A 26,781-nucleotide genomic window follows, 5' to 3' on the forward strand; every position below is an offset into this window, starting at 1 on the left:
GGTGTGCGCGCGCGCGAAGCGCAGCGCCTCGGGGCTGCGGTACTCGGCGGTGCACGGCGGCAGTGTGCCATGCGTGAGCGGGGGCTCTTCCGCCAGCCAGCCGATTCCGAAGTCCACCAGCACCGGCACCCCGTCCGAGGTGCGCAGCAGGATGTTCTCCAGCTTGAGGTCGCGGTGCAGCACGCCCCGGGCGTGGAGGTGCGCCAGCGCCCGCGCCAGCTCCAGCAGCACGCGCGCCACGCAGCGCGCGCACGGGTTGTCCTCCAGGGCCCACTGCTCCAGCGTCCGGCCCTCCACGAAGTCCATGACGAAGTAGAGCGGGCCGTGCACCGGGTGGGGCCACCTGCCGCATGCGTGGAAGCCCACCACGTTGGGGTGCTGGATGCGCCGCAGGATGCTGATTTCCCGCTGCCCCCGGGCCTCCAGGCTCCGGCCGCGTAGCAGCTTGAGGGCGAAGGGCAGCCCGGCGCGCCGCACCTTGAAGACGAGGCCGTGGCCCCCGGCGCCCAGCGAGGCCTCCACCTCGTACTCCCCCACCTTGTCTCCACGGGCGAGGGGCTGGAAGGAGACTGTCTTCATGAGTCGGGCTGGCTTCATGACCTCCAAGGTCTAGCACGGCTTTCGTCTCCGCTGGCCCCCAGCGGCCCGCGGCGCGTGTTTCACGACGCGGGCGCCTGAAGGGGGTGGTCCTCGTTGTCCATCTCGAAGTCCGTCCTACCCATGAGGAAAGCCCTGTCTGTTCCTACCTGGTGACTTGACCGCCCCTGTCCTGTTCCCCTGAAGTCCAGGGCATGTCCACTCATCTCGGGGTGCACGGCGACCGGCTCGGCGCGCTCGTTCTGACCATGGCCGTGGCCGTGCTGCTCGGCGGGTGCGCCACGGCCCCTCCGCGCGCGAGTTTGACGAGCGGCTTCGGGCTCCACTCGCGGCCCACCGCGCTGCGTGGCGATTCCGAACCGCGGCAACTCGTTGCCACCGCCGCGCCTGGAGCGCCGGAGGGCTCCGCGGGGGGCTTCCCCGAGCAGACGGAGGAACTCTTCCAGACGGAGGACTTCTTCCAGGGGGTGCAGGAGGCCAGTGGCCTCGGGGAAGAGGGGCGTCACCCGGCGGGCGCGGCGCTCTACGTGGAGCAGGCGCGCCAGCTGCTGGGCCGGTTGGCCAAGACGCCGGTGACACAGCGGAGCTTCGCCCCACGCCGGGCGCTGGGCTGGCTGCTGCGCGAGGTGCTCGAGGGGGGCGAGCGCGTGGAGTACGCCGACTTGAAGTGGCGCGCCGAGCGCTTCGTGTGGCTGGTGATGGTGCGTCCGGACGGCTACCTGGTGGCCGCGCTCGATGGCACGCCTCTTCAGCGCCGGGGCCCTCTGCGACTGGTGGAAGGAGAGTGGACGGTAGGCCGCCTCGTGGTGGGAGGCTTCTATTTTTCACACGGTGGAGTCTTCTACCCGGTGAACGAAGCCCTGCGGCGCGAGGACAGCGAGCCCCTGGCGGAACGGGGCCTGGGGAGGGACCCGCTCAACGCCGCGCTCGACGGAGCCCAGGAGGCCCTGGGGGAGATGACGCTGGCGTTGGCGCACTCGGTCCTCAACCCCATCCGCACGCTGGAGGACCTGGGGCAGTTGCCCACGACGGTGGCGTACCTGATAGCCACCTCGCCCGAGTACTTCGCGCGCTACGGGGCCATGTCGAGGGAGGACCAGATACGGGAGGCGGCGCGCCTGTCCACGCACCTGCTCATGCTGCTGGGAGGCGCACGGGCCACGGTGGGCCGCATGGGCGGACTGGGAGCGGACCTGCCAGGGCTGTCGCTCACGGCCAGGGGCGAGCTGGTGCTGGGCGAAGCCGTGGTGGCGGGCTCGGCGGGCACGGTGGGCGTGGACCTGAGCGCCCTCTCCATCCTCCACATGGCGGGAAAGGGCCGGGGCGGCAACACCGGCGGCGCGAGCGGCAAGGCGGGCAAGGCGTCCCAGAAGGCTCCGGCGCGGAGCCCCGGCAGGTGGACGTACAAGAAGCCCACCAACGAGTCCAAGCGCTCCCAGGACTACCAGGAGCAGGTGACGGGGCGGCCCGCGTGGTGGGTGTACATGATTGGGAAACTGGAGTTCGACGGCATCAAGCTGGGGGAACTGCTGGAGGCCAAGGGCCCCGGCTACTGCTCCTTCTTCGAGGCGGACGGCACGCCCAAGGCCTGGTTCGAGGCGTCTGGCGGGTTCACGCAGCTCATGGACCAAGCGGAGAATCAGTCGAGGATGGCCCAGAGGTTGGGAATGCCGGTGAGCTGGCACGTCGCCGACGCCAAGGTGGCGGAGTTCCTTCGCAAGCTCTTCAAGGACAACAACTGGAAGAACATCACGGTCCACCACACGCGGCCCGTGCAGTAGAAAGGAGCACGCATGCAAGAGGCCGATGAGGACTACTACGTGGGAGCGTACTGGGGCCCGCGCCAGGAGACGGCGCTGGAGTGTGCGCGGCGCGCGGAGCTCTTCTTCCACATGCTGGCGCGGTGTGACCCGACGTTCACCCAATGGTACGGGGCGGGCCGTGGCTTCCCCCGCGAGCTGCCGGGCTGGCCCGTCCGCCCGGAGCTGAAGGAGTGGGAGTCCCTCTTCCTCAAGGGCCGGAATCGCACCGACGTCGGCAGGGAGGTCATCGAGGATCTGGGCTTCCGCCAGTATGTGTGGAATGCCAAGAAGGAGGCCACGAAACTCCACCTCTCCTGTGGCAAATACTCGCCGTGGGGAGGCCCCAATCTGTGTCTGCTCTACCCCCCCAGGCAGGGCGCGGTCCGGGAGCGGCTGCTGCGTGCGCCCGCGCTGGCCGAGGTGCTCACGTGCATGGCCACGGCGTGGGACCCCGACTACGCCATCGTCGGCTCAACCGAGATGGTCCGCCTCGTCGAAAAGAGCCAGTGGGAGCGGCAGGTGGGCTGGCTGACATACCTGTCGCGCCGCCTCGGGAAGCTGCCGCCGCTGCCCGCGCCCGTGCGCATCGAGCCGGTGGGGACGCTGGGCTGGCTCCTGGTGCTCTCGCCCGAGCCCATGACGGCCAGCAACCCCGAGCACGTGGCCTTCACCGCCCGCGTGCGCGAGCTGCTCGACCGGGCCGGTCTCATCCAGCTCCCTCGGCCCGAGCCCGCCAGCGAGTGACTCGCGCCAGAAACCGCTGGCTCCTCCCTGCTCAGGTGTAGAGGTCTACACCTGAAGTCCGTTGAGAGCCCGAGGCCCTCTCAGTCGCGTGAGTTACCCTGGCGGCCCCCGGCGAGCACCGACAGGACGACGGGCTGCTCCGGACGGTTGGCCGTGGCCTGGGTTCCCACCGCCGGCGCGGGAGGGGGAGTGGCGGCGGGGCTCGCACCCCGAGGCGCCGGACCCGGGCTGCCCGGGCCGGGGATGCTCTGGTCGATGTCGTCCAGGTCATCCGTGAGCCGGGCCAGGGTGGCCTCGGCCTCCTGCGCCTGCGCCTCCGCCTGCACCAGCGTCAGCTTCCGCAGGTGCATGTCCTCCTTGATCTTGATGAGCGCCTGCTCGCCGATGTCCAGGAAGGCCCTCACCACGTCGCGATCGAACTGCGTCCCGGCGCAGCGGGTGATCTCCGCGATGGCGTTGGCGAAGGTGGTGCCCTTGCGGTAGGGCCGGTCGCTCGTCATCGCGTCCAGCGTGTCCGCCACGGCGAAGATGCGCGCGCCGATGTGGATCTCCTGGCCCCTCAGGTTGCGCGGGTAGCCCTGCCCATCCCAGCGCTCCTGGTGCGACAGCACGATCTGCGCCGGCGTGGCCAGGAAGGGGATGTTCTGGATCATCTGGAAGCCGATGTCCGGATGCTTGCGCATCTCCTGCCACTCCTCGGGCGTGAGCTTGCCCGGCTTGAGCAGCACGGCGTCCGGAACGCCAATCTTGCCGATGTCGTGCAGCAGCGCGCCCCGGCCGATCTCCTCCAGCTCCTGGCCCTTGATGCCCATGCGCTCGGCGACGGCGCTCGTGTAGCGCACCACGCGCTGCGAGTGGTCCGACGTCTCGTGCTCGCGCGCGTCCAGCGCCGCCACCAGCGCCAGCAGCGTGGACTGGTAGGTGTGGGCGATGTCGCGCAGCGCATTGCGCAGCTCGGTGGTCCGGTCCCGGACCTTGCGCTCCAGCTTCTTCTGGTAGCGCTTGCGCGCCAGCTCGATGCGGCGCTTGGCGAGCGCCCGCTCGATGGCGCGGATGAGATCCGTGAGCTTGGGCGGCTTGAGGAGGTAGTCGACAGCGCCCCGGCGCAGGCAGTCCACGGCGGACTCGGTGTCGCCGTAGCCGGTGAGCATGATGACGGAGGTGTCCGGATAGCGCTCACGCAGCTGCTCGAGCAGCCACAGGCCATCCTTTCCCGGCATCTTCATGTCGCTGATGACCAGCGGCGTCTCTTCCTGACTGGCGATGTCCAGGGCCATTTCGGCGCCACTGGCCACCACGCAGTTGTATCCCTCCTCCCTGAGGAGGACGGAGATGACGTCGCGCACGGAATCGTCGTCGTCGACGATCAGGATCCGGGGAGGTACGGGAGGAATGGCTTCCACGGGGGGGATTCTAGGAGGATCGGGCCGCGGAAGGCCAACCCGACGAGGTTTTTCGACTTTTCCGGCCGCTCGGCCGGGTTGTCGGGGGGGTGGAATGTCTCCCCGGCGGCTCAGCGGCGGGGGAAGCGCTCGAAACGGAACGGTGTGAGGTCCACGGAGGGGGTCTCCCCGAGGACGGCCTGGGCCATGAGCCGGGCGGTGAGGGGGGCCAGGAGGATGCCATTGCGGAAGTGGCCCGTGGCCAGGAAGAGGCCGGGCAGGGGTCCGGCCCCCAGGATGGGGAGGTGGTCGTCGGTGTAGGGCCTCAGTCCCGCCCACGTCTCCTGTACCGGGGCCGAGCCCAGCGCCGGGCACAGCTCCATGGCCAGGGCGAGGATCCGGTGCAGCCCCTCGGCCGTGACGTTCTTCTCGAACCCCGCGAATTCGAGGGTGCTGCCGGCGAGGACCCGGCCATCCGCTCGGGGGATGAGGTAGCCCTTGTCGGAGAAGACCACGTGGGAGAAGAGCGGCAGCCGGGTCTGCAACTGCACCATCGCCACAGCCCATCACCCCTCCACCCACGATGATCACGTCGGCGTCACGCATCGCGCCCGCTTGTGCTCGCTCGGGGAGGGGTTTGCAAGCGGGGTTTTCCAGCTTTGTGAGAAGGCCGGGTTGACGAGACGGGGGTGTCTCGGTTACTGAGTGGTCCCGTGCGTTTCGCGTCCAACCCCCATCATCATGCGCATCATCATCGGCCCCCCGACGGGACCGCTCGCCGTGCGCATGCTTGGGTTGACGCGTAAGACGCCCCCCGATGCACCCGCCGCAGTGAACGGAAGCCCGTCCCACCCCGGACGGGCTTTTTTCGTTTCCGCGCTCGTCCGCCCAACCCCCAGGTACCCACGATGCTGAAGATTGCCCTGCCCAACAAAGGCCGCCTGTCCGAAGAGGTTCGCGAGCTGTTCAACGATGCCGGCCTGGAAGTGAAGGTCCGGGGAGAGAGAGCCCTCACCGCGTCGCTCGGCGGCGAGTTCGAGGCCATCTTCGTCCGCGCCCAGGACATCCCCGAGTTCGTCGCCGATGGTGCCGCCGACGCCGGTGTCACCGGGTGGGACCTGGTGTGTGAGTCCGGCCGCGACCTGGACATGCTGATGGACCTGGAGTTCGGCAAATGCCGGCTGGTGGTGGCCGCCCGCGAGGAGAGCGGCATCCAGAAGCTCGAGGACATCCAGGACGGGGTGCGGGTGGCGTCTTCCTTCACGCGGCTGACGGCCGAGTTCTTCACGAAGCGCGGGCAGAAGGTGACGGTGGTGCCGGTGTCGGGCGCCACGGAGATCGCCCCGCACCTGGGCATCGCGGACATCATCGTGGACCTGACGTCCACGGGCTCGACGCTGAAGATGAACGGCCTGCTCGAGGTGGGGACCGTGGTGCAGTCGAGCGCGCGGCTGATCGCCCGGAAGAACCACGCACCCGAGGCGGCGGCGAAGCTGGAGGAGCTGCGGCAGGCGCTGAGCTCGGTGCTGGCGGCCCGGGGCAAGCGCTACCTGATGGCCAACGTGCCGCGCCGCGTGCTGCCCACCGTGCGCGAGGTGCTCCCGGGCCTCAACGGCCCCACCGTGGTGGACGTGCAGGGCGGTGACTTCGTGGCCGTGCACGCCGTGGTGCCCGCCAAGAGCATCTACCGCACCATCGCCGCCCTGAAGAACCTCGGCTGCGAGGGCATCCTCGTCACCCGCATCGAGAGGCTGATGCCGTGAACCCCTCCCTGCTCAAATACCGGGGACGGCTCTCCACGCTGTCCCCCGAGGCGCGCCGCCGCCTGTTGGACCGCACGGGCACGTCGGATGCCCGCGTCGCCCAGCGCACCGCGGACATCATCGCCCGCGTGCGCCGGGATGGAGACAAGGCGCTCCGCGACATGGCGCGCGAGTTCGACCGCGCGGAGTTGCAGTCCCTGGAGGTGCCCCGCTCGGAGTGCGAGGCGGCGCTGGCCTCGCTGGAGCCGAAGCTGAAGGACGCGCTGGCCCGCGCGGCGCGCAACATCGCCAAGGCGCACGCGGCGCAGAAGCCCCAGGCCACCGAGGTGGAGACGGAGCCGGGCATCATCGTGGGCCGCCGGCCGGATCCGCTCGGGCGCGTGGGCGTGTACGCGCCGGGTGGCCGCGCCGTGTACCCGAGCAGCGTGCTCATGGGCGTGGTGCCCGCGAAGGTGGCCGGGGTGGGCGAGGTCATCGTCTGCTCGCCGCCGGGCCCGGATGGGAAGCCCTCGGCGGGTGTGCTGGCGGCGGCGGCCCTGGCTGGCGCGGATCGTGTCTTCGCCCTCGGTGGGGCGGGTGCGGTGGCGGCCCTGGCCTACGGCACCGAGAGCGTGCCCCGGGTGGACCGCATTGTCGGCCCCGGCAATGCCTACGTGGCCGCGGCCAAGCTGCAGGTGGTGGATGCGGTGGCCATCGACGCGCCGGCCGGCCCGAGTGAGATCCTCGTGGTGGCGGACAGCTCGGCGGACCCCGAGGCGGTGGCGCGCGAGATGCTGGCCCAGGCCGAGCATGATCCGGATGCCTGCTGCGTCACGGTGACGGTGGGCGATGTGCTGGCCAAGGCGGTGGCCACGGCGGTGGAGCGGGCGGCGGCCCGGGCGAAGCGCCAGGAGATCGTCACCAGGGCCCTGAGCGAGCGCGGCGCGGTGCTGAGCGTGGACTCGCTGGAGGAGGCCTGGCCCTTCGTGGCCGAGTTCGCTCCCGAGCACCTGCTCATCGCCACCACGTCGCCCATGGCGGACCTGCCCAAGGCGCGCAACGCGGGCACGGTGTTCGTGGGCCAGTACGCCTCGGTGGCCTACGGCGATTACATGACGGGCGCCAACCACGTGCTGCCCACCGCCGGCCTGGCCCGGGCGTATTCGGGGCTGAGCGTGCTCGACTTCTACCGGTGGACCACGTACCAGCGTGTCACGCGCGACGCGGCGGCCCGGCTCGCCGATGACGTGGGCTTGCTGGCCGACAGCGAGGGCCTCTTCGCCCACGCCGATGCCGCTCGCGGCTGGAGGAAGTCATGAGCCTGCCCTCGCGCGCCTCCTACCGCGACATCCCGCTGTACTCTCCCTCCAAGGTGAAGTGCGGCGTGGACCTGAGCGACAACACCAACCTCTTCGGCATGCCCCCGGCCGCCGAGCGCATCCTGCGGGAGACGGCCACCGCCCAGGTGAGCCGCTACCCCGTGGGCTACGCGCCGGACCTCAAGCAGGCCGTGGCCCGCTACACCGGCGTGGACGCCTCGCGCGTCACCACCGGGTGCGGCTCGGACGACGTCATCGACAGCACCCTGCGCGCCTTCCTGGAGCCCGGTGACGTCATCGCCTTCCCGGACCCCACCTTCGTGATGATGTCCTACTTCGCGAAGGTGAACGGCCTGCGCTACGCGGCCGTGCCGCTGAAGGCGGACTTCGACATCGACGTGGACGGGCTGCTCGCCACGGGGGCGAAGCTCATCTATGTGTGCTCGCCCAACAACCCCACGGGCACGGTGGCCTCGCGCGCCGCGCTGGAGCGGTTGATGGACGCCGCGCCCGGCATCGTCCTGCTCGACGAGGCCTACGCCGAGTTCGCCCGGGAGAGCCACCTGGACCTGGCCTCGCGGCCCAACGTGCTGGTGACGCGCACGCTGTCCAAGGCCTTCGGGCTGGCGGGCCTGCGGGTGGGCTACGCGGTGGGCAACCCCACGCTGATCGCCGAGGTGGAGAAGGCCCGGGGTCCCTACAAGGTGACGGGCCTGTCCGAGCGCATCGCCGCCGCGGCGCTGTCCGAGGACGTGCCGTGGATGAAGGCCCGGGCCGAGGAGGCGCTGGCCATCCGCGCCCGGCTGGTGGACGAGCTCGGGAAGCTGGGACTGAAGACGCTGCCGTCCGAGGCCAACTTCGTGATGGTGCCGCTGCCCGGCGCCCCCGCGGTGGCCGAGCGGATGCGGCAGCGGGACGTGAACGTTCGTGCATTCCAGGGACTGAAGGGCATCGGGGACGCGCTGCGCATCGGCTGCGCCCCGTGGAATCAGATCGAGGCGGCGCTCGGAGCGCTGCGGGAGACGTTGCGGTGAGAGTGACACTATTCGACTACGGAGCGGGCAACCTGCACTCGCTGGCCAAGGCGCTCGCCACGGCGCCGGACGTGGAGGTGCGGGTGCAGGAGGATCCGATCCGGGCGCTCGACACGGACCTGTTGGTGCTGCCGGGCGTGGGTGCCTTCGGTGCGGCGGCGGCGCGGCTGGAGCCGGGGCGCGACCAGATGCGGCAGGCCCTGGAGGACGGCCTGCCGTGCCTGGGCATCTGTCTGGGCATGCAGCTCATGTTCGACACCAGCGACGAGGGCGGGGGCTGGGGCCTGGGCTTCTTCCGCGGCCAGGTGACGAAGCTGCGCTCGCGGCGCGTGCCCCACATCGGGTGGAACTCGGTGGAGGAGGACACCGCCCTGAAGAGCGCGAAGCTGGGCAGTGTCTACTACGCGCACAGCTTCGTCTGCCGCGCCGATGAGCCCCGGGTGGTGGTGGGCTGGACGACGCACGAGGAGGACCGTTTCCCCGCGGCGGTGCGGCGCGGCAACGTGCTCGGCGTGCAGTTCCACCCGGAGAAGAGCTCGGCGGCCGGCGTGCGCTTCGTGCAGGCCTTCCTCGAGGAGGTGCGCAAGTGATCGCCATTCCTGCCATCGACCTGCGCGAGGGCGCCTGCGTGCAACTGGTGGGCGGCTCCTACGCCGACGAGCGGGTGCGGGTGAAGGATCCCCTGGACGCGCTGAAGCGCTGGCGCTCGTTCGGCTTCAAGACCTTCCACGTGGTGGACCTGGACGCCGCGCTCGGCAAGGGCTCCAACGAGGGCCCCATCGGGATGCTGCTGACCCACGAGCCCGGCCTCACCTTCTCGGTGGGCGGCGGGGTGCGGAGCATGGCCAAGGCGGAGGCGGTGCTCGCGCTGGGTGCCTCCTACGTGGTGGTGGGCACCAAGGCCATCGAGGATCCGGCGTGGCTGCGCGAGGTGGCCGAGCGCTTCCCGGGCCGGGTGGTGGTGGCCGCGGACGTGAAGGGCCGCGAGGTGGTGACGCGCGGCTGGACGTCGGGCAGCGCCCTGGACATCTCCGACGTGCTTCAGACGCTGGAGCCCCTGTCGCTCGGGGGCCTGCTGGTGACGGCGGTGCACAAGGAGGGGCAGATGGAGGGCGTGGACCTGCCGCTCATGGAGGAGGTGGCCCGGGCGAGCCGGCATCCGCTGTTCGCCTCGGGAGGCGTGACGACGGTGGCGGATCTGCGGGCGCTGGGGCGCGTGGGGGCCTTCGGGGCCGTCATCGGCATGGCGCTGTACACGGGCAAGCTGGACGCCACCGAGGTGGCACGGGGGTTCGCATGACCACCATCGTTCGCGAGACGAAGGAGACGAAGGTCACCGTGGAGATCGCCCTGGGCAAGGGCGTGGCCAGGGTGGACACCGGGCTGCCCTTCTTCGATCACATGCTGTCCACCTTCGCGCGCTACGCGGGCCTGGACCTGACGCTGCACGCGCGGGGAGACCTGCGGCACCACCTCATGGAGGACGTGGCCATCACCCTGGGCACGGCGGTGAACAAGGTGATTCCCGCCACGGCGGCCCGCTACGGCGAGCGCACCATCCCCATGGACGACGCGCTGGTGCAGGCCTGCATCGACGTGGCCGGGCGCTTCTATTACCGGGGGCCGCTGCGCAACAAGCTGTACGAGCACGTCATGCGCTCGTTCTGCGAGCACGCCAGGGTGACGCTGCACCTGCGGATTCTTCGCGGCAAGGACAGCCACCATGTGACGGAGGCGGCCTTCAAGGCGCTCGGCATGGCGCTGCGGGATGCGATGGTGGACTCGGGAGTGGTGTTCAGCACGAAGGGCGCGGTCGCCCTGGAGGTGAAGTGAGATGCTCACGCGGCGGCTGATCGTCTGTCTGGATGTGAAGGGTGGGCGCGTGGTGAAGGGCGTCCAGTTCGAGGGCCTGCGCGACGTGGGCGACCCCGTGGAGCTGGCCATGCGCTACGAGGAGGCGGGCGCCGACGAGGTGACGTTCCTCGACATCTCCGCGAGCAACGAGGAGCGCGGCACGCTGTGGGACCTGGTGCACCGCACGGCGGAGCGGCTGTTCATCCCGCTCACGGTGGGCGGCGGCGTGCGCACGGTGGATGACGTGGGCCGGGCGCTGCGGGCGGGCGCGGACAAGGTGAGCCTCAACTCGGCGGCGGTGGCCCGTCCCGAGGTGCTCACCGAGTGCGCCGAGCGCTTCGGGGCCCAGTGCGTGGTGGCGAGCATCGACGCCAAGCGGGACGGCGGCCGGTGGCGCGTGTACACCCACGGCGGCAAGAAGGCCACGGAGCTGGACGCGGTGACGTGGGCGCGCGAGTGCGTGAAGCGGGGGGCAGGTGAAATCCTGCTCACGAGCATTGACCGGGACGGGGCCCGTTCGGGGTATGACCTGGAGCTGACGCGGACGATCGCCGAGCAGGTGGACGTTCCGGTCATCGCCTCGGGTGGTGCGGGCAACGCGGAGCATGTCCGGGCCGCGTTGCAGGAGGGGAAGGCGGAGGCGGCGCTGGTGGCGGGAATCCTCCACGACGGCGTCACCACGGTCGGGGCGATCAAGGAGCTGCTCCAGAAGAGCGGCCTCGGGATCAGGAGCCTCTGAATGGATGCGCAGACGTTGATGCAGGCGGCGGAGGAAGTGGCTCGCAAGTCGGGCGACGTGGCCCTGGGCTTCTTCCGCCAGGGCGTCACGGTGGACACCAAGGGCGACGGCACGCCGGTGACGGTGGCGGACCGGACCGCCGAGAAGACGGCCCGCGAGTGGATTGAAGCCCGCTTCCCCGAGGACGGCATCCTCGGGGAGGAGTTCGGCGAGACGCGCGCCGGGGCGAAGCGCCGGTGGATCCTGGATCCCATCGACGGGACGAAGACGTTCATCCGGGGCGTGCCGCTGTGGGGCACGCTGGTGGCGGTGGCGGAGGGCGAGAAGATCCTCGCGGGCGCGGCGTACTTCCCGCCGGTGGGGGAGATGCTGGTGGCGGCGCCGGGGCAGGGGTGCTGGTGGAACGGGAAGCGGACGCGGGTGTCGGAGCAGGCGGACCTGTCCAAGGCGGTGGTGCTGTCCACGGACGAGCGCTTCCTGGTGCACCCGGACAGAGGGGCGAAGTGGCGGGCGCTGACGGCGAAGGCGGCCGTGGCCCGGACGTGGGGTGACTGCTACGGCTACCTGCTGCTGGCCACGGGGCGGGCGGAGGTGATGGTGGACGAGCTGCTGTCGCCCTGGGACGCGGCGGCCTTGCAGCCCATCGTCGAGGAGGCGGGCGGAGTGTTCACGGACTGGACGGGGACGCGGACCTCGTTCGGCGGCAATGGAATCGCGACGAACGCGGCGCTCGCGGAGCAGGTGCGCGAGCTGCTGGGTGCGAAGAGGGCATGATGCTGGACTTGTCGAAGCTGGATTTCACCAAGGGCAACGGGCTGGTGACGGTGGTGACGCAGGACGCGCACTCGGGCGACCTGCTGATGGTGGCGCACGCGGACCGCGAGGCGTTGGAGAAGACGCTGGAGACGGGCGAGATGTACTACCGCTCGCGCACGCGGGGCCTGTGGCACAAGGGCGGCACGAGCGGCAACGTGCAGCGCGTGGTGTCCCTGACGGCGGACTGCGATGGGGACGCGGTGCTGGCGCGCGTGACGAAGGCGGGCCCGGCGTGCCACACCGGGGCGGAGACCTGCTTCGACATCGGTCCGGTGGACGCGCTCGTCGAGCTGGATCGCACCATCGCCCAGCGGGCGGCGAAAGCGCCGGAGCCGGGGGAGAAGCCGAGCTACACGCGGCGGCTCCTGGACGACCGCAACCTGCGCATGAAGAAGATCGGCGAGGAGGGCGCGGAGCTGGTGACGGCGTGCGCGGACGGGGACAAGGAGCGCGCGATGGAGGAGGCGGCGGACGTGCTCTACCACGTGCTGGTGGCGGTGCGGCCGCTGGGCATCACGCTGGATGACGTGAAGGCGGTGCTCGCGCGCCGGGCGGGAAGAACTCCCTCTCCCGCCGGGAGAGGGACGGGGTGAGGGTGCCCGTCACCGTACCGAACCCCACTTGGGAACAAGAGTTTGATGAGACGCCGGTGGATACTCGGAGCCTCGCTCTCCGTGCTGCTGTTGGGCCTCGTGTTGGTGCTGTGGCTCGTCCTCCGGGGTGAACCCGGGTCCCCCGCGCGAGGAGCCGAGGCCCCCGCGCGTGCGTCCGGTCCGAGCTCCGCATCGCTGCTCCAGGCTCTGTTCCAGGACACTCCCCCAACCCCGGAGGACCCACGCCTGCACATCCGTGGCCGCGTGCTGGGGGCCCGAGGTCCCGTGGCGGGGGCGGTGGTGCTCGCGTCGGCGCCGGTGCACGGGGAGTCCCTCTCGACACTGCCGTGCAAGGGGAGGGGCTTTCGTTCCGGAGCGACGGTGCTCGACTGCGCTTTTGTTTCCTCGAGCGCGGAGCTGGCGGAGTGGGTGGCACAGCGCCAGGGCGAGGTGCCCGTGCTCGGCCGGGCCACGACGGGGGCGGATGGCTCCTTCACGCTGGAGAAGCTGGAAGCGGGCCGGTACACGCTCTGGGTGGAGAGCGCCGAGGGCACGGGCCTGCGGCACGGCGTGGCCGCGGGGGAGGAGGGGGTGGAGCTGCGGCTCGGCGCGGGCGTGCGGCTGTCGGGCGAGGTCGTCGATGACGGCTCCGATCCCGTTCCGGGCGCGCTCGTCACCGCCATCTTCAACGCGGAGAGCCGCTTCTTCGAGACGCTCACGGATGCGAGCGGCCGGTACCAGCTCGGACCGTTCCCTCCTGGCGAGTACGCATTCGTCGTCTCCAAGGAGGGCCTGAGGAGCAAGACCGACAGGCTGTCGCTCCACTCGACGAAGACGGACAAGACCTTCTTCCTGGAGCGCCCGAGGCGGATCTCCGGCCTCGTCCTGCGCGCGGGGGCTCCGGTGGCGGGGGCGAAGGTGCTGGCCACGGCTCACTCGCTCGCCTTCGGGGACGAGACCGTCACCTTCACGGACGCGCGGGGACGCTTCTTCCTCGAGGGACTGAGGCCCGGGCTCCAGAAGCTCTTCGCCACGCACGCCGGGGAGGGTGCCAGCGCGGAGGTGCCCATCTTCGAGGAGACGCTCGAGCGCACGGACATCACGCTCGAGCTGGCGCCAGCCGCCGAGGTGCACGGGGTGGTACGCGACGACTCGGGGCAACCCATCGAGGGGGCACATGTCTCCACGAATCTGAGGCTGGAGCGCAGCTCGGTGCTGTTGCTGGTGGAGACGGACGCGGAGGGGCGCTACCGGCTGGCTCCGGTGTGGCCCGGCCCGGTGCGCTTCGAGGTCTCCAAGCGGGAGGACTTCCAGCTCCACCACTCCGAGCGGACCCTCCCGGCGGGGGAGAGCACCGTGGACTTCACCCTGACGCGCTGGCTGCGCGTCGACGGCGTCCTGGTGGACACGGAGGAGCGGCCCATCGAGGGCGAGTACGCGGTGCTGGCGCCGCTCGAGGGCTGGGAGAAGGGAGTCTGGGACAAGGTCCAGACGGGACCGGAGGGACGCTTCTCCCTCATCGCGCCCCAGCCCGGGCGCCACATGCTCCACATCGGAGGCCGGCGGGTGCGCTACCGCGCGGTGGAGGTGCTCGCCCCATCGAGCCAGCACGTCGTCGCCGAGCGCTTTCCCTCCGTGGTGGGAGAGGTGGTGGACGAGGCGGGCATGCCCATGCCTGGTGTCGCGGTGGGGCTCTGGCCCGAGGGCTCCGGGAAGCTCCGCGAGCAGCTCGACGGGGACAAGACGGATGCCTGGGGACGCTTCGCGCTCTCGGTCCCCGAGGCGGGGCGCTACCGGCTCGCCGCGGAGCTGGATGAGAACACGCTCGTCCGTGCGGCCTCTCAGCTCATCTCGCTCGGAGGGGGCGAGACCCGGCTGAAGCTGCTCGTCCCAACGGGAAGGCCCGTGTCGGGAGTGGTGGTGGATCCGCGCGGCAATCCCATTCCGCGAATCCGTCTGCGCGTGAGAGCGCCCCAGGAGTTCGAGGACGTGGGAGGCGGCTGGTCGTTCCGGGGCGTGAGCACGGATGAGGACGGCCGTTTCTCCTTCCACGAGCTCGCGGGCGAGGAGCTCCTCCTGCACGTCTGGGAGCCAGGTTATGACTTCGACGCCTCGCACGGCATCGGGCCTCGGGGTCCCCTGCGCCTCAGGCCTGGAGACTCGTGGTTGCGCCTCGTGCTCGTCCGGGTAGGACCTGTCCGGGACCCGTACGAGAAGTTCAGGGAGGACGAGGAGTTGGGCGATTGAAACCCTCTGGGCCATGTCTTCCATTCCAGACAATCCCTCTCTTGCTGGGGCTTCGCCGGGCCCACTGAAAGTCATACAAAAGCCATGTCATTCCTCTTCACTCTCGGCGAAAGTCTCCAGGCCGTTCAAACGCCAGGGAGGCTGAATGACGAAGGTGAGTCTTCGGAAGAGGATCCTGCCGTGGGTCTGTGCGTGGGCCGTGGGCTGCGGACCCGCCGGAGGGGGAGATGAACCCCAGACGTTGTCTGTGAGGCAGGACGCGGCCGAGGGCGGTGTGGTGCTGCAACCCAACGTCATCCAGGGCCGGGTGCGGTTCACCAACCAGAACCCGGAGATCCTGCAGATGCTGGAGACGGACCCCCGGCGTCTGGCGCTGGTGACGGCCACCAGCACGAGCCCCACGGGCTACCAGGCGCGCTCGGAGTTGCGCAACCTGACGAGCATGAGGAACGGGTTCGACTTCGAGCTGTCCGTGGAGTCGAGCGTGGGGGGCGACACCGGGATCCTCTACACGGTGGCTCCGCGTTGGACGTCGAGGCTCATCCCCGACGACGCCGTCTACTCCTTCCAGCCCGCCACGGGCGTGAGGGTCCGTCCCCTCCATCAGCAGCCCGAGCCGGCCGAGCTGGAATTCCAGGAGTGTACCGGGGTGGTGCAGCTCCAGTGGGGCACCGACGAGACGTGCGCCCAACCCGTGGGGGTGTTCGACGTCTACTGGGGCGGCCACTACCAGGGCCGTTACACTTCGGGACGTCTCAACTCCTTCGTTCGTGGGGGGACGAGCGGGAAGACGAGGGTGGTGTATCGGGTGGGGACGAGTCTCGCCACCGATTCGCGTACCCTGTCGAGGGATGTGGAGTGGAGCGCGGCCTGTGACGAGGTCGTCAAGGTGTGCATCGCCGTTCCGGGACCCGGAGAACTGGGGGCTCTCACCGGACCCTGGGACATCGTGGGCGAGCAGACGCTGTGGGAGCGGTCCGTTTCGATCCACGGTGGACCCGATAGCAATGTCCGCCGGGTGAGCGCCTCGGGCCTTGATGTGGTGAGGGCACCGGTCTCGGAGCCGAGCCGTTGGTGGACGGCCCCGAACCTCGTGCCGGGTCAATATTCGAGTTGGGGCCGCGGGCATCTGCGCGCGGGACGCGAGTTCACCTGGTTCAATACCCCCACCATTGGCCCCATCACAGCGGTCGCGGGGCGGACCCTGCCGGTGTCTCGGGAAGAGGCAGGGGGCCCGCGCTACCCCTTCGTCATGCGGCCCGCGTACATCCATGGGGCCATCCGCCTGGCGGATCCCTACGTCGCCGCGAACCCGGGGGCCTCCAGCTCCCTGGAGGGACTCTTCTTCGAGGCGGATCATGACAGCAACAAGGACGGGCGGCCCAACTACACCTCCTTCTTCCAGACCGGCCGGTACAGCACGTCCCTGCGGGCGAGGGTGGGTGACGGCTGGTCCTCCACGTCGTTCCGCAACGCGTTCGACACGGCGCGGGGAGAGCTGAGCTCCAGCTACGAGCAGGCGCTCATGAGCGCTTATGATGAGCCCAGGACTTCCACCCAGGAGATGCTCCGGCTCGGCTTCTGGACGCAGGGGTACACCCGCGTCACCCGGCCCGGGGCGTATGATCCGGCGAGCTATCGCCATGGCTGGCTCGACCTCTCCCAGAAGAAGAGCCCCTCCGCGCTGCTCGGCCCCGGGCAGCAGCACCGGGTGGACCACGAATACTGCTTCAATGAGGTGCAGCTCGAGTATTCGACGGCGGGCCAGCGCTTCTTCAATCCGTCCGTGGTGGTGAGTGGACGGCTCAAGGGCACGGACTGGCGGGGCGTGGCCGCGGACTACACCGTCTCGGGAACGATGTGGGGCATCCCCGCGGCGGTGGGCATTCCGGAGGCCGAGGCCATCACCTACGCCGCGTCGAGCGGCTCGGTGCGCCTGGCTCTGCCACAGGGGGACTACACGCTGACGCCGGGGGCCAGCTTCGTCAACGACAGCGGCCAGGTGAACACGGCCACCTTCCGGCCCCAGCAGTTCACCCTGGGGTGCGGCCAGCGGCTCAAGCTGGTGCCGCCGCTGGCGGTGAACCTGCACCCGCGGCCGTCCTGTGCGGCGAGCGGCTCGGTGACGGTGTCGGGCGTGGTGAAGAGCAGCCCCGCCGAGGTGGATCGCATCTGGTACCAGGTGGGCGATGGCCCCGAGGTGACGTACTGCACGAACTGCGGGATCGATCCGGGCTTCTCCTTCCCGGTGTCGCTCCAGACGTGCGGCAACACGGTGAAGGTGTCCGCCTTCAGCGCGGGGCTGCCCGCGCCGGCCACCGGCTTCCAGGAGCTCGTCTGGGATGACCCGGCCGATGGCCCGAGCTGCGCGGACTCCACGTGTGTCAACCGCCCGCCGGTGGCGCGTTGCCGCAACGTGCGGCTGCCCGCGGATGGGACGTGCCAGGGCAGTGCCTCGGTGGAGGATGGCTCGGAGGACCCGGAGGACGGAGCGGTGACGTGCACGCAGTCACCTGCGGGCCCCTACGCGAAGGGCACGCACCCGGTGACGCTCACCTGCACCGACTCGCAGGGCGCCAGCGCCTCGTGTGAGGCGACGGTGACGGTGCTCGACGAGACGGCGCCCTCGCTGGTGTGCCCGGCGGTGCCGGCGCTCGAGTGCGGCGAGGGGGGGGCGGTGGCCAGTTTCGCGCCCTCGGCCCGGGACGCCTGCGGCGCGGTGAGCCCCGTGTGCTCGCCAGCCTCGGGCAGCCATTTCGCCCTGGGCTCCACCCCCGTGAGCTGCTCGGCCATGGATGGAGCGGGCAACGCGGCGAGCTGCGTCTTCCCGGTGACGGTGGTGGACACGCGGGCTGCCGAGCTGGTGCTCAACGGGCCGGCGGTCCTCACGCTGCGCCGCGGGCTGGACGCGTATACCGAGCAGGGCGCGACGGCCTCGGATGCGTGCCAGGGAGATCTGTCCTCGCAGGTGGCCATCTCCGGCGCCGTGGATACGACGGAGGCCGGGCGCTACACCGTCTCCTACTCGGTGACGGATGCGTCCGGGAACACGGCCAGTGCCACGCGCGTGGTGGACGTGGTGGGCGAGCCGGTGTGCTCCGCGACGCCCGCCACGACGGGGTGGGGCACCACCGGCCGCTTGTCGGCGCAGCGCCTGCTGCACACCGCCACCCGGCTGGCCGGAGGCAAGGTGCTGGTGGTGGGGGGCTACACGTGGGCCTCGGAGCTGTACGAACCGGCCACCAGGAGCTGGACGGCCACGGGCAGTGCCCTGGCCACCCACCGCGAGCACACGGCGACGCCGCTGATGGATGGCCGGGTGCTGGTGGCGGGCGGGGATGGCAGTGAGAGCGGCGACTTCGTGGAGGTATATGACCCGGCCACGGGCCTGTGGTCGCTCACCGGCCGGATGGGGATGGCGCGCCGCCAGCACACGGCGGTGGGGCTGACGGATGGGCGGGTGCTCGTCACGGGCGGGCTGGATGATGGCGGGCTGCTGCTGGCCTCGGCGGAGGTGTATGACCCGGCCACCGGGCTGTGGACGGCCACCGGACGCATGGGGACGGCGCGCCGCAACCACACGGCGACGGTGCTGCCCTCGGGCCAGGTGCTGGTGACGGGAGGCACGGATTCGGGGGGAGCGCTGCTGGCCTCGGTGGAGGTGTATGACCCGGCCACTGGCGCCTGGGCTTCCGTTCGCGGCATGGGAACGGCCCGGCGCTACCACACGGCGACGGTGCTGCCCTCGGGCCGTGTGCTCGTGGCGGGTGGAGCGGGGCAGGAGGCGCCCGCGAGCGCCACGGCGGAGGTGTATGACCCGGTCAGCGGGGAGTGGAGCTCCGCGGGGAGCATGGGCCAGCCGCGGCGCTACCACACGGCGACGGTGCTGGCTTCGGGCAAGGTGCTGGTGGTGGGCGGCTACCACGAGGCCACGGGCATCCACACGTCGGCGGAGGTGTACGAGCCGGCCACGGGCCTGTGGTGCGCGGTGGCGAGCCTGGGCGTAGCGCGCTACCAGCACACCGCCACGTTGCTGGACTCCGACAGGGTGCTGGTGGCCGGAGGCACGAGCAACGGCGACCAGGCGTCCGCGGAGCTGTATGACCCGGGCGTGAAGTAGCTCCCGGACGCAGCCTGTTCTGGCGCCGCCCCTCACCCTCCGAAGTCCGCCCTCGGCTTCGCACCGGGAGACCCCCACGGGCCCCCGTGCATCCGTCTCCAGCACCCACTCCGTGCCCTGGGCCCTGTTCCAGGCCGCTCCCGCCGCTTCCCGAGCCACGCGCCTCCCCATCCGAGGGCTGGTGCGTGGCTCGAAGGGCCCCGTGGCGGGGGCGGTGGTGCTCGCCGCGGCACTGGGTCATGACTTCGACGCCTCGCACGGCATCGGGCCTCGGGGTCCCCTGCGCCTCAGGCCTGGGGATTCTTGGTTGCGCCTCGTGCTCGTCCGGGTAGGACCTGTCCGGGACCCGTACGAGAAGTTCAGGGAGGACGAGGAGCCGGGCGATTGAAACCCATGCGCGTGATGTGCATGGAGGGGCCGGACACCGTGCCCTCCGTCTCAATCGTCGTATAGGCCCGCCAGGAATTGCTGAAAGCTGTCGGCGACGGGGTAGACCTGAGCCTCTGTTGAGACGAGCACGATCCGGGGCTCCTCGAGTGACTCCCTGTAGTCGAAGCAGATCGGCTCGCCGCCTGGGGTATCGCCGAACGGGTAGATCCGCGGTGGAATGTAGGGCCGGAAGACGTCGTACTTGTGCTGGATGAAGTAGGTTTCGTGTTCTGGATGCTCTGTCACCGTCAGCAGCACGCTGAGCGCATTGGAGCTCCTGCCGACATTGAAGGAGTTGGGGACCGGGGTCATGCCCTGGTAGAGCGAGACCAGCCGCTTGTATTCACCGGGTAGCCGGACACCCCAGGTGGTCTCAATCCGCTCGATTTCACCTGGAAGGGCAGGGTGGGGCTCCTTCCACAAGTAGCTCCGCCAGCGGAGGCTCATTCTCCAGCGCTCCTTTCTCTTCTCATGGTGCCTTGTAACCACCGCCCCAGATGGACATCCCTCCCGTGTGGGGCATGGCCAGGTCATGGGCGCTTCTCGTGATGAGCTGCATCCTCCCGACATCCTGATGGTGGTGCCAGGTATGGCCTACCGGAGGCTCCTTGCTCATGGGGAGATGCATGATGTCATCCGGTGAAGTCGTCAGGGGACTCATCAGGGGAGTCATCTCCGCGTGATATCCCCTCTCCCCCCGGGAGAGGGACGGGGTGAGGGTACCCGTCCCCGTGTTCAACCCCACTCGGCCATCCTCTCGAGCCGGGTGGGGCCTCACCCCGCGAGCGCGAGCTCGACGCGGCCGTGCTGTTCATCGGTGGAGGCCACGCGCACCTGCAGGGGCATGCCGATGGTGAAGGTGCGCGAGGCGCTCACGAGCGACGTCTCCCGGGGATCGGGCTGGTAGGGCCCGTCGGGCAGCGACTCCGCGGGGAGGTTGGCTTCCACCAGCATGCCATCGAGCTGGACGAGCAGCCCGGAGGGCCGCACGCGGGTGATCCGTCCGGTGAACTCGCGGCCCACGTGCGAGGCCATCACCCGCGCCTCCAGCACGCGGTGGCGATCCTTCTCGGCGCGGCTGGCGGTGCGGGAGCGCTCGTTGAGGTGCACCCCGAGCTGCTCGATGGCGGGGTCCTCGTGCACGAAGTCGCGGCGGCCGCGCAGGTACTGCTTGAGGGCGCGGTGGACGGAGAGGTCCGCGTAGCGCCGGATGGGCGAGGTGAAGTGGAGGTAGGCGCGGGCGGCGAGGCCGAAGTGCATGGCCGGAACCACGGTGTAGCGAGAGGGCCCCAGCGAGCGCCGCAGCACCGAGCGCAGGGCCGGTTCCGCGGTGCACCCCGCGATCTGCCGATCGAACGCGGCGAGCGCCAGCGGGGTGAGCCTGCGGCCGAAGCCCGCGCCGAAGCCCGAGTGCTGCGCGAAGGCGGCCAGGTCCGCCACGCGCTGCGGCTCCGGCTCGTCCTGGACGCGGAAGAGGGCGGGGACGCCGCGATCGATGAGCCAGCCCGCGATGGCCTCGTTGGCGGCGACCATGAAGCGCTCCACCATCGTGTGCGCCGTCGTGGGCCGCACGGCCTCGATGCCGGAGACCTCGCCCGTCTCCTCGTCGAAGGTGAAGCGGGCCTCGTCGCGTGACATCTCGATGCCACCGCGCCCGGCCCGCGCCACCGCCAGCCGCGCCGCCGCCGCGCGGAACCAGGGCATGGCCTCGCGCACCGCCGCCATGGGCCCGGACACCTCGCCCTTGTCGAGGTAGTCCGCCACCTCCGTGTAGCTCAGCTTCGCCCACGAGCGGATGAGGCTCTCGTAGACGTCCGCCGCGGTGACGCGGCCCTCGGGGTCGATGCGCAGCTCCACCGTGAGGCACAGCCGATCCTCTCCGGGCACGAGGCTGAGCCAGTTCGTCGAGAGCTCCTCGGGGAGCATGGGCAGCATGGCACCGGCGAGGTACACGCTGGTGGCCCGCTCGCGCGCCACCCGGTCCAACGCGGAGCCCTCGGTGACGAACTCGGCGGGGTCGGCGATGGAGACGAACAGGCGCAGGGCCCCGTCGCCGCCCGCGGGCAGCACGGAGATGGCGTCGTCGATGACGCGCGTGGACGGGGCGTCCACGGTGACGGTGGGCACCTGGCGCAGGTCGCGCCGTCCCCTGAGCGCATGCGGCACGGTGAGGACCCGTTGCACCTCGGCGTGGACCTCGGGGTCGAAGTCGCGGCGCAGCCCATGGCGCACGATGATGCGCTCCAGCGAGCGATCCGCTCCGGGCTCCAGCTTGCGCAGCAACCACGCCTTGCCGTCGGCGACGCGGGCCACCACCGCGTCCTGGGGCTGCACCTCGACGCCGGCCGTCTCCAGCGGCCAGTCACCGTTGCCCACGTCGCGGTCGATGCGCAGGTGGACGGCGCCCTTGCGCAGCACCACCTCGCCGAAGATCTCCTGGCGTGGGCGCTTCAGCAGGGACAGTCCGCTCGCGCTCCACCGGCCATCCTCCGAGGCCGTCACCGTCGCGGAGACGACGTCATCGGCGAGGTACGGGTTGAGCTCGGGCGGCGGGATGAACGCGGAGAGCACCTCGTCGGAGCCGGACGGCTGCACGACGAGGAAGCCGAAGCCGCGAGGGTGGACGTCGATGCGGCCGGTGACGGTGCGCGAAGGGGAGGGCGTTTCCATGGGGCGCCGGCATGCTACCCGCCGCGTGGCGGTGGCTGTACGCCACAAATGGTGGCGAGGGTGCGCACCAACTTGTCGAAGCTATCCGAGCGCGCCCTGACATGTGGAATGTCGAGCTGCTGTGTCTCCGTGAGTTGATGCGCCGTGGGCCGATAATTCTGGACGAAGCGAGCCATGGCTCCCTTGGCATCGCGGATCTGCTCGGGAGACGAGGCCAGTCCTGCCTTGGTGCGCTCTCCATCCGGCCGGCTCCAGAGCAGCCAGGATTCGTACTCTCGGCACGCCATCACTGCACCACCCGTCACGATGGAGGTGACGATGGCGCTGGCATCAGGTCCCCAGACCGCAGGGCAGTCGTCGTCCGCATCGCAGAGCACGATGACTGCCTGGGCTTTTTCCTGTCGTTGTGCAAGCCGGACGAAACGTTCGACTTCTTTTCTGACACAGGGGCGGCGGGGACTGGGGTGCTTCCCATCCACGAGTTGACCACGTGGCATCTTCAGGGCCGCTTCGGTGACCCTCCAGTCCGAGACCTGGAGGTAATTGAAGAGGATGCGGTTGCAGAGCCTGGGGAAGGACTGCTTCTCGCCCTCTCCCTCGACGATGCATGCGAGGCGCTTCATGGCGTGGTAGGGGGCTCGAGGGTCGCGGGTGCATCTCCCTGGATCCGCAAGGGCGTTGTCCTCATCAACTCGGCGGCACTGAAGAGTCCCTCCCGCACGATCTGACGTTGTTCGGTGTCCAGAGGACCAACGCGGGTGACGCCCGAACGATAGTCACAGACCAGGAGCTCCTCGTCCTTGGCCGCGTCGAGAAGTTCCGGGCTGTGCGTGGTGATGAGCACGGCACCGCGCTGGGATGCCTGCTTCAACGCTTCGAAGAGCACGGCGGTTGCCCCTGGGTGGAGGTGAACTTCTGGCTCCTCGACGATCAGGACCGCTTGCGGCTCCAGTTGCCGGGCGGCAACGAGGATGCCCAACGCGCGGAGCGCACCATCCGACATCTCCATGGCCGTGAATGGAGCAACACCCCCCGTGGCCTGGCGCTGATTGAACTCCAGCGTCCAGTAGTGACCGGCCTTGGGCGTATCAATCTCCACCAACCCCGGGACCATTCGTTTCATTGATTCGAGAACGTCCTCGTACGAGCCGTCCTTGCGCTTGCGGAGGTGATCGATCGCCTCCGCGATGTTGCTGCCTGATTCGTTGAGGAAGACCTCATCGGAACCGAGGTAGGGTTTTCTCATCTCGTCGGGATTCAACCGGTATCGGCGCATCCCATGAGCGGGAATGCCCATGGGCTTGTTGGAATTCAAGATGGAAATCTGCTTCAAGAACAGCGCGAGGCTTGCCTGGGGAGCCAAGGGAGGAAGTTGTACCGGCTGGGGCGGGGATAGCTGGACGATGCCATCCTCACCTCGGGAGACCGTACCAACGGTCGCGCCATCCTTGACTTCGTCCACGCTTTCGCTGGCGAACTTCCAGGACTTGCCCTGGTCGAACTCGATGACGCAATCATACTGCGTGTAGTTGTTGTCGAGCGCCGCCCGGGATGCCGCAACACGGAGAGAGAGGAGGACTTCGCCTCGTGGCGCCCGCTGCCAGCGCCGCAACCCCGTGATTCCTCCGCGGCGCGTAATCGCGGCGGATGCATCCGTCAGTTCGCTGATGAAAACGAGTGCATCGGCGAAGTTCGACTTTCCACTGCCGTTGGGACCGACCAGCACGGTGAAGGGCGCGAGATCGACTCGAGCGCTCTCGATGCTCCGGTAGTTCTTCAGCTCGATGCGACGCCACATGCAGGGCACTCTCCTTGCCTGGCTGTAAGGTCTACCAGAAGGAACTGGGGTCAGGGCGATATCCCACCCCGCTTCAGTGCGCGGGGACGAGCTTGTTGCCCTCGCGCCGCCAGGAGAGCGGCAGCCGGGCGCGCACCTGGGGAGTGCCTCCGGGCTCCTGCCGCTCCACGCGCACGGCCTGGTCGTCCAGCGACAGCTTCCAGGTCTCACCGGAGGGGCCCCGTGCCTCGGACTCCGGCTGCGCGGAGGGCATCCGGGGCGGCTCCTTCGGGGTGCTCCAGGTCCTGCCTCCGTCACGTGTGGTGATGGCTCGGACCGGGGCGTTCTCCTCGTTCGCGTCCGACAGCCACACCGTGCCCCGTTGGCCATCCGTCCACTCCATCTGCTCCGGCCACTCGGACCAGACGGCCTTGGGCAGCCTGCTCCGGCGCTTCCACGTCGCCCCGCAGTCCGAGCTCGCGAACAGGGTCAGCTCCCCCGGGCCCTCCGTGGTCCAGCCCACGAGGACCCGGCCCTGGCAGCCCTCGAACTCCACGAAGAGCACCTCGCTGTGCTCCACCGCGGGGAGGACCTCGGTCCAATGCGCTCCACCGTCCGTGCTGCGCAGCAGCAGGGCGCGCAGGGGATGCGAGGGCACGGAGAGCTTGCCGGAGAGGTAGAGGCCCGCCTCCGCTCGTGCCGGAGCCGTGAGCCCCGTGAGGGTCATCGTGACCTCGTCGCCGGACTCGGCCGCGCCCGCTCTCAGTGTCACGGGCGGCGGGGGTGGGGCGGCGAGCAGCGCGCAGAGACACAGGAGGATCATCCGGCAACTCCTCGGTTCGGGAAGGCGAGGAGACCCGCACCGTGGGAGTGTGTCCATGAAATTCCGGACAAGCGTGGGTCCTCGGCGGGCCACAGCGGGACCATTCCCCTGCCCGCCTGGTTTCGAAAAGCCCGGATTGGCCCCAGAATGCTGCCATGGCGCTTCCCATTTCCGTCGAGACGAGCCAGGACCTCCCCCCGCCACACGAGCCCCACGCCGAGGCCTCTTCGGGTCCCGAGAAGGTCTCGGGGCTCCTGCGCTTGCTGGACTTCTTCCTCTCGGACGCCATGCGCCACGCGCCTCCCGGAGATCTCGTCCGCCACCGGGTGCTCGTGGGCTCCGCGTGTTTCATGGTGGTGTTCACCCTGGTGTACACGGTGGGCACGGTGTTCGCGCCGTACTCCGCCCTCCCGAGCGCCATGGGCGTGTTCTACCTGGTGGCGCTGCTGGCGGCGCGCAAGGCCACCACGATCGAGGGTCCCGCGTTCTTCATGTTGGCGGGCATCACGGGCAGTTTCGTGGGCGGCCTCTTCATGAACGAGCCCCACCGCGAAGGCGGCGTGCACGCCATCTACCTGCTGCTGCCCGCCCTCGCCGTGTACCTGCTGGGGACGCGCCAGGCGCTGCTCTACACCCTCGTCGTCGCCGTGATGATGGACGGAGTCCATCCGCTCTCCGTCGTGGACCGCCTCGGCCTGTCCTCCCAGGACGCGGTGTCCCGGTTCTGGATCCGGCACGCCATGTCGGGCTTCACCTTCGTGGGCATCTGGGGACTGAGCGCGTTGCACAGCATCGCGCGGGCCGCGGCCTACCATTCGCTCGAGTGGGCCTTGAAGAAGCTTCGGGGCAGTGAGCGCAAGTTGAGCAGCATCATCGAGAGCACCGATGACATCGTGGCCTCGGTGGACACCGAGGGGCGCCTGCTCGTCGCCAACTCGGCCATGAGACAATTCCACCGGAAGCTCTTCGGCGCGGAGCTGGAGCTGGGGCAGCCGCTCTTGCGCAACTCGACGCCGGAGCGGACCCAGCTCTGGTCGGAGCGCTTTGCCCAGGTGCAGCGAGGCCAGCGCCTGCGCATGGAGGACACCTTCATCCTGGAGGGCTCGCGGGTCGTGCTGGACATCTGCCTGCACCCCATCCTGGCGGAGGACGGCCAGACGGTGGGGGTGACGCTCTTCGGCCATGACATCACCAGCCGCAAGGAGGCGGAGGTCCGGCTGGGAGAGATGCACCGCACCCTGGTGGATGTCTCCCGCCAGATGGGCATGGCCGAGGTCGCCACCGGTGTGCTCCACAACGTGGGCAACACCCTCAACAGCGTCAACATCTCCACCACGCTCGTCACCGAGCAGCTCCGCCGCTCCCGCGTCACCGGACTGGCCAAGGCCACCAGCCTGTTGCGCGAGCACTCCGCGGACATGGCCTCCTTCCTCACCCAGGACACGCAGGGCAAGCAGCTGCCGCCCTATCTGGTCGCGGTGTCGGATCAGCTGGTGGAGGAGCGGGAGAACATGCTCAAGGAGATGGAGTCGCTCGGCCACAGTGTCGAGCACATCAAGTCCATCGTCAGCATGCAGCAGCGGCACGCGCGCTCGGCGGGAGCGGTGGAGCAGGTGGCCGTGCCCCAGCTCATCGACGAGGCCCTGCGCCTGCACGCCATCTCCTTCGAGCGGCTGGCCATCCGCATCGAGCGCGAGTACGCCGAGGTGCCGGAGATCTTCGTGGATCGGCACAAGCTGCTGCAGATCCTCATCAACCTGCTGAGCAACGCGCGCCACGCGTTGGTGGACAGCCGGCAAGCGGACAAGTGTCTGCGCATCCACGTTCAGCGCACGTCCGAGGCGGAGCGGCTGCGCATCGAGGTGAAGGACAATGGGGTGGGCATCGCCGCGGAGAACCTGGCGCGCATGTTCACCCAGGGCTTCACCACCAAGAAGGACGGGCACGGCTTCGGGCTGCACATCAGCGCCCTGGCCGCCGAGGAGATGAAGGGGAAGCTGTCCTGCACCAGCCCCGGCCCCGGCCATGGCGCCACCTTCACGCTCGATCTGCCCGTGAAGGTCGAGGCCGCCTGAGCGTGTCCCCTCCCCGGG

At 69.7% G+C, this 26,781-nt stretch carries 24 protein-coding genes; 15 read left to right on the top strand and 9 right to left on the bottom strand.

All coding sequences use genetic code 11. The features are described from left to right. A partial coding sequence (locus AC16DP_RS07920; protein ID WP_483956666.1) for a serine/threonine-protein kinase occupies positions 1–597 on the bottom strand: 597 nt, incomplete at its 3' end. A 194-nt stretch (positions 598–791) separates the two neighbouring features. Between AC16DP_RS07920 and AC16DP_RS07925 the strand changes: the two genes are divergently transcribed. After that, positions 792–2,378, top strand: a complete 1,587-nt coding sequence (locus AC16DP_RS07925; protein WP_329730928.1) for a Tox-REase-5 domain-containing protein — start codon at positions 792–794, stop codon at positions 2,376–2,378. Positions 2,379–2,390: 12 nt separating this feature from the next. Continuing rightward, positions 2,391–3,143 (top strand): Imm52 family immunity protein, encoded by a 753-nt coding sequence (locus AC16DP_RS07930; protein ID WP_329730929.1) that lies wholly within the window; start codon positions 2,391–2,393, stop codon positions 3,141–3,143. Positions 3,144–3,223: 80 nt separating this feature from the next. On the opposite strand, the gene AC16DP_RS07935 is transcribed toward AC16DP_RS07930, so the two are convergent. Together AC16DP_RS07935 and AC16DP_RS07940 are read right to left on the bottom strand one after the other, a co-directional pair. Next, complete coding sequence (locus AC16DP_RS07935; protein WP_329730930.1) at positions 3,224–4,546, bottom strand: HD domain-containing phosphohydrolase; 1,323 nt, start codon at positions 4,544–4,546, stop codon at positions 3,224–3,226. A 110-nt stretch (positions 4,547–4,656) separates the two neighbouring features. Then, a complete protein-coding gene (locus tag AC16DP_RS07940) occupies positions 4,657–5,079 on the bottom strand; it encodes an NAD(P)/FAD-dependent oxidoreductase (protein ID WP_329730931.1) in 423 nt (140 codons plus the stop codon). A gap of 354 nt (positions 5,080–5,433) precedes the next feature. Between AC16DP_RS07940 and hisG the strand changes: the two genes are divergently transcribed. From hisG to AC16DP_RS08000, 12 genes are all read left to right on the top strand, one after another. After that, a complete protein-coding gene (gene hisG / locus AC16DP_RS07945) occupies positions 5,434–6,288 on the top strand; it encodes an ATP phosphoribosyltransferase (protein ID WP_329730932.1) in 855 nt (284 codons plus the stop codon). Next, a complete protein-coding gene (gene hisD / locus AC16DP_RS07950; protein WP_329730933.1) occupies positions 6,285–7,586 on the top strand; it encodes a histidinol dehydrogenase in 1,302 nt (433 codons plus the stop codon). The genes hisG and hisD overlap by 4 nt, the downstream gene beginning before the upstream one ends. Further along, positions 7,583–8,620 carry a pyridoxal phosphate-dependent aminotransferase gene (locus tag AC16DP_RS07955; protein WP_329730934.1) on the top strand — a complete coding sequence of 346 codons (1,038 nt, stop codon included), beginning with the start codon at positions 7,583–7,585 and terminating at the stop codon, positions 8,618–8,620. Before hisD ends, AC16DP_RS07955 begins: the two co-directional genes overlap by 4 nt. Then, positions 8,617–9,210, top strand: a complete 594-nt coding sequence (hisH, locus tag AC16DP_RS07960; protein ID WP_329730935.1) for an imidazole glycerol phosphate synthase subunit HisH — start codon at positions 8,617–8,619, stop codon at positions 9,208–9,210. The genes AC16DP_RS07955 and hisH overlap by 4 nt, the downstream gene beginning before the upstream one ends. Continuing rightward, positions 9,207–9,920: a 1-(5-phosphoribosyl)-5-[(5-phosphoribosylamino)methylideneamino]imidazole-4-carboxamide isomerase gene (locus AC16DP_RS07965; RefSeq protein ID WP_329730936.1), complete on the top strand. Its 714-nt coding sequence runs from the start codon at positions 9,207–9,209 to the stop codon at positions 9,918–9,920. The genes hisH and AC16DP_RS07965 overlap by 4 nt, the downstream gene beginning before the upstream one ends. Beyond that, entirely contained in the window at positions 9,917–10,453 is a 537-nt protein-coding gene (locus AC16DP_RS07970) for an imidazoleglycerol-phosphate dehydratase (RefSeq protein WP_329730937.1), read from the top strand. Before AC16DP_RS07965 ends, AC16DP_RS07970 begins: the two co-directional genes overlap by 4 nt. A gap of 1 nt (position 10,454) precedes the next feature. Next, positions 10,455–11,213 (top strand): imidazole glycerol phosphate synthase subunit HisF, encoded by a 759-nt coding sequence (gene hisF, locus AC16DP_RS07975; RefSeq protein ID WP_329730938.1) that lies wholly within the window; start codon positions 10,455–10,457, stop codon positions 11,211–11,213. Then, positions 11,214–11,987, top strand: coding sequence for a histidinol-phosphatase (hisN, locus tag AC16DP_RS07980; RefSeq protein ID WP_329730939.1), 774 nt, complete (start codon positions 11,214–11,216; stop codon positions 11,985–11,987). Then, a complete protein-coding gene (gene hisIE / locus AC16DP_RS07985; protein WP_329730974.1) occupies positions 11,987–12,622 on the top strand; it encodes a bifunctional phosphoribosyl-AMP cyclohydrolase/phosphoribosyl-ATP diphosphatase HisIE in 636 nt (211 codons plus the stop codon). The genes hisN and hisIE overlap by 1 nt, the downstream gene beginning before the upstream one ends. A gap of 45 nt (positions 12,623–12,667) precedes the next feature. After that, positions 12,668–14,869, top strand: a complete 2,202-nt coding sequence (locus AC16DP_RS07990) for a carboxypeptidase-like regulatory domain-containing protein (RefSeq protein WP_329730940.1) — start codon at positions 12,668–12,670, stop codon at positions 14,867–14,869. A 247-nt stretch (positions 14,870–15,116) separates the two neighbouring features. Next, positions 15,117–18,989 carry a Kelch repeat-containing protein gene (locus AC16DP_RS07995; protein WP_329730975.1) on the top strand — a complete coding sequence of 1,291 codons (3,873 nt, stop codon included), beginning with the start codon at positions 15,117–15,119 and terminating at the stop codon, positions 18,987–18,989. A 112-nt stretch (positions 18,990–19,101) separates the two neighbouring features. Beyond that, positions 19,102–19,377, top strand: a complete 276-nt coding sequence (locus AC16DP_RS08000; RefSeq protein WP_329730941.1) for a hypothetical protein — start codon at positions 19,102–19,104, stop codon at positions 19,375–19,377. A 50-nt stretch (positions 19,378–19,427) separates the two neighbouring features. Here the strand turns inward: AC16DP_RS08000 and AC16DP_RS08005 are convergent, their stop codons facing one another. The 6 genes from AC16DP_RS08005 to AC16DP_RS08030 form a co-directional block, all read right to left on the bottom strand. Next, entirely contained in the window at positions 19,428–19,865 is a 438-nt protein-coding gene (locus tag AC16DP_RS08005) for an SMI1/KNR4 family protein (RefSeq protein ID WP_329730942.1), read from the bottom strand. Positions 19,866–19,887: 22 nt separating this feature from the next. Next, on the bottom strand, positions 19,888–20,091 hold the full coding sequence (locus AC16DP_RS08010) for an HNH endonuclease signature motif containing protein (protein ID WP_329730943.1): 204 nt from the start codon (positions 20,089–20,091) through the stop codon (positions 19,888–19,890). A gap of 101 nt (positions 20,092–20,192) precedes the next feature. After that, a complete protein-coding gene (locus AC16DP_RS08015) occupies positions 20,193–22,088 on the bottom strand; it encodes a ribonuclease R family protein (RefSeq protein ID WP_329730944.1) in 1,896 nt (631 codons plus the stop codon). 14 nt (positions 22,089–22,102) lie between these two features. Then, positions 22,103–22,711, bottom strand: coding sequence for a DUF4276 family protein (locus tag AC16DP_RS08020; protein ID WP_329730945.1), 609 nt, complete (start codon positions 22,709–22,711; stop codon positions 22,103–22,105). Beyond that, positions 22,708–23,886 (bottom strand): AAA family ATPase, encoded by a 1,179-nt coding sequence (locus AC16DP_RS08025; RefSeq protein WP_329730946.1) that lies wholly within the window; start codon positions 23,884–23,886, stop codon positions 22,708–22,710. The genes AC16DP_RS08020 and AC16DP_RS08025 overlap by 4 nt, the downstream gene beginning before the upstream one ends. 73 nt (positions 23,887–23,959) lie before the next feature. Continuing rightward, on the bottom strand, positions 23,960–24,688 hold the full coding sequence (locus AC16DP_RS08030; RefSeq protein ID WP_329730947.1) for a WD40/YVTN/BNR-like repeat-containing protein: 729 nt from the start codon (positions 24,686–24,688) through the stop codon (positions 23,960–23,962). Positions 24,689–24,843: 155 nt separating this feature from the next. On the opposite strand from AC16DP_RS08030, the gene AC16DP_RS08035 reads away from it, so the two are divergent. After that, entirely contained in the window at positions 24,844–26,763 is a 1,920-nt protein-coding gene (locus AC16DP_RS08035) for an ATP-binding protein (protein WP_329730948.1), read from the top strand. Positions 26,764–26,781 lie beyond the last annotated feature (18 nt).

It is taken from the genome of Archangium sp. (genome assembly GCF_057119385.1).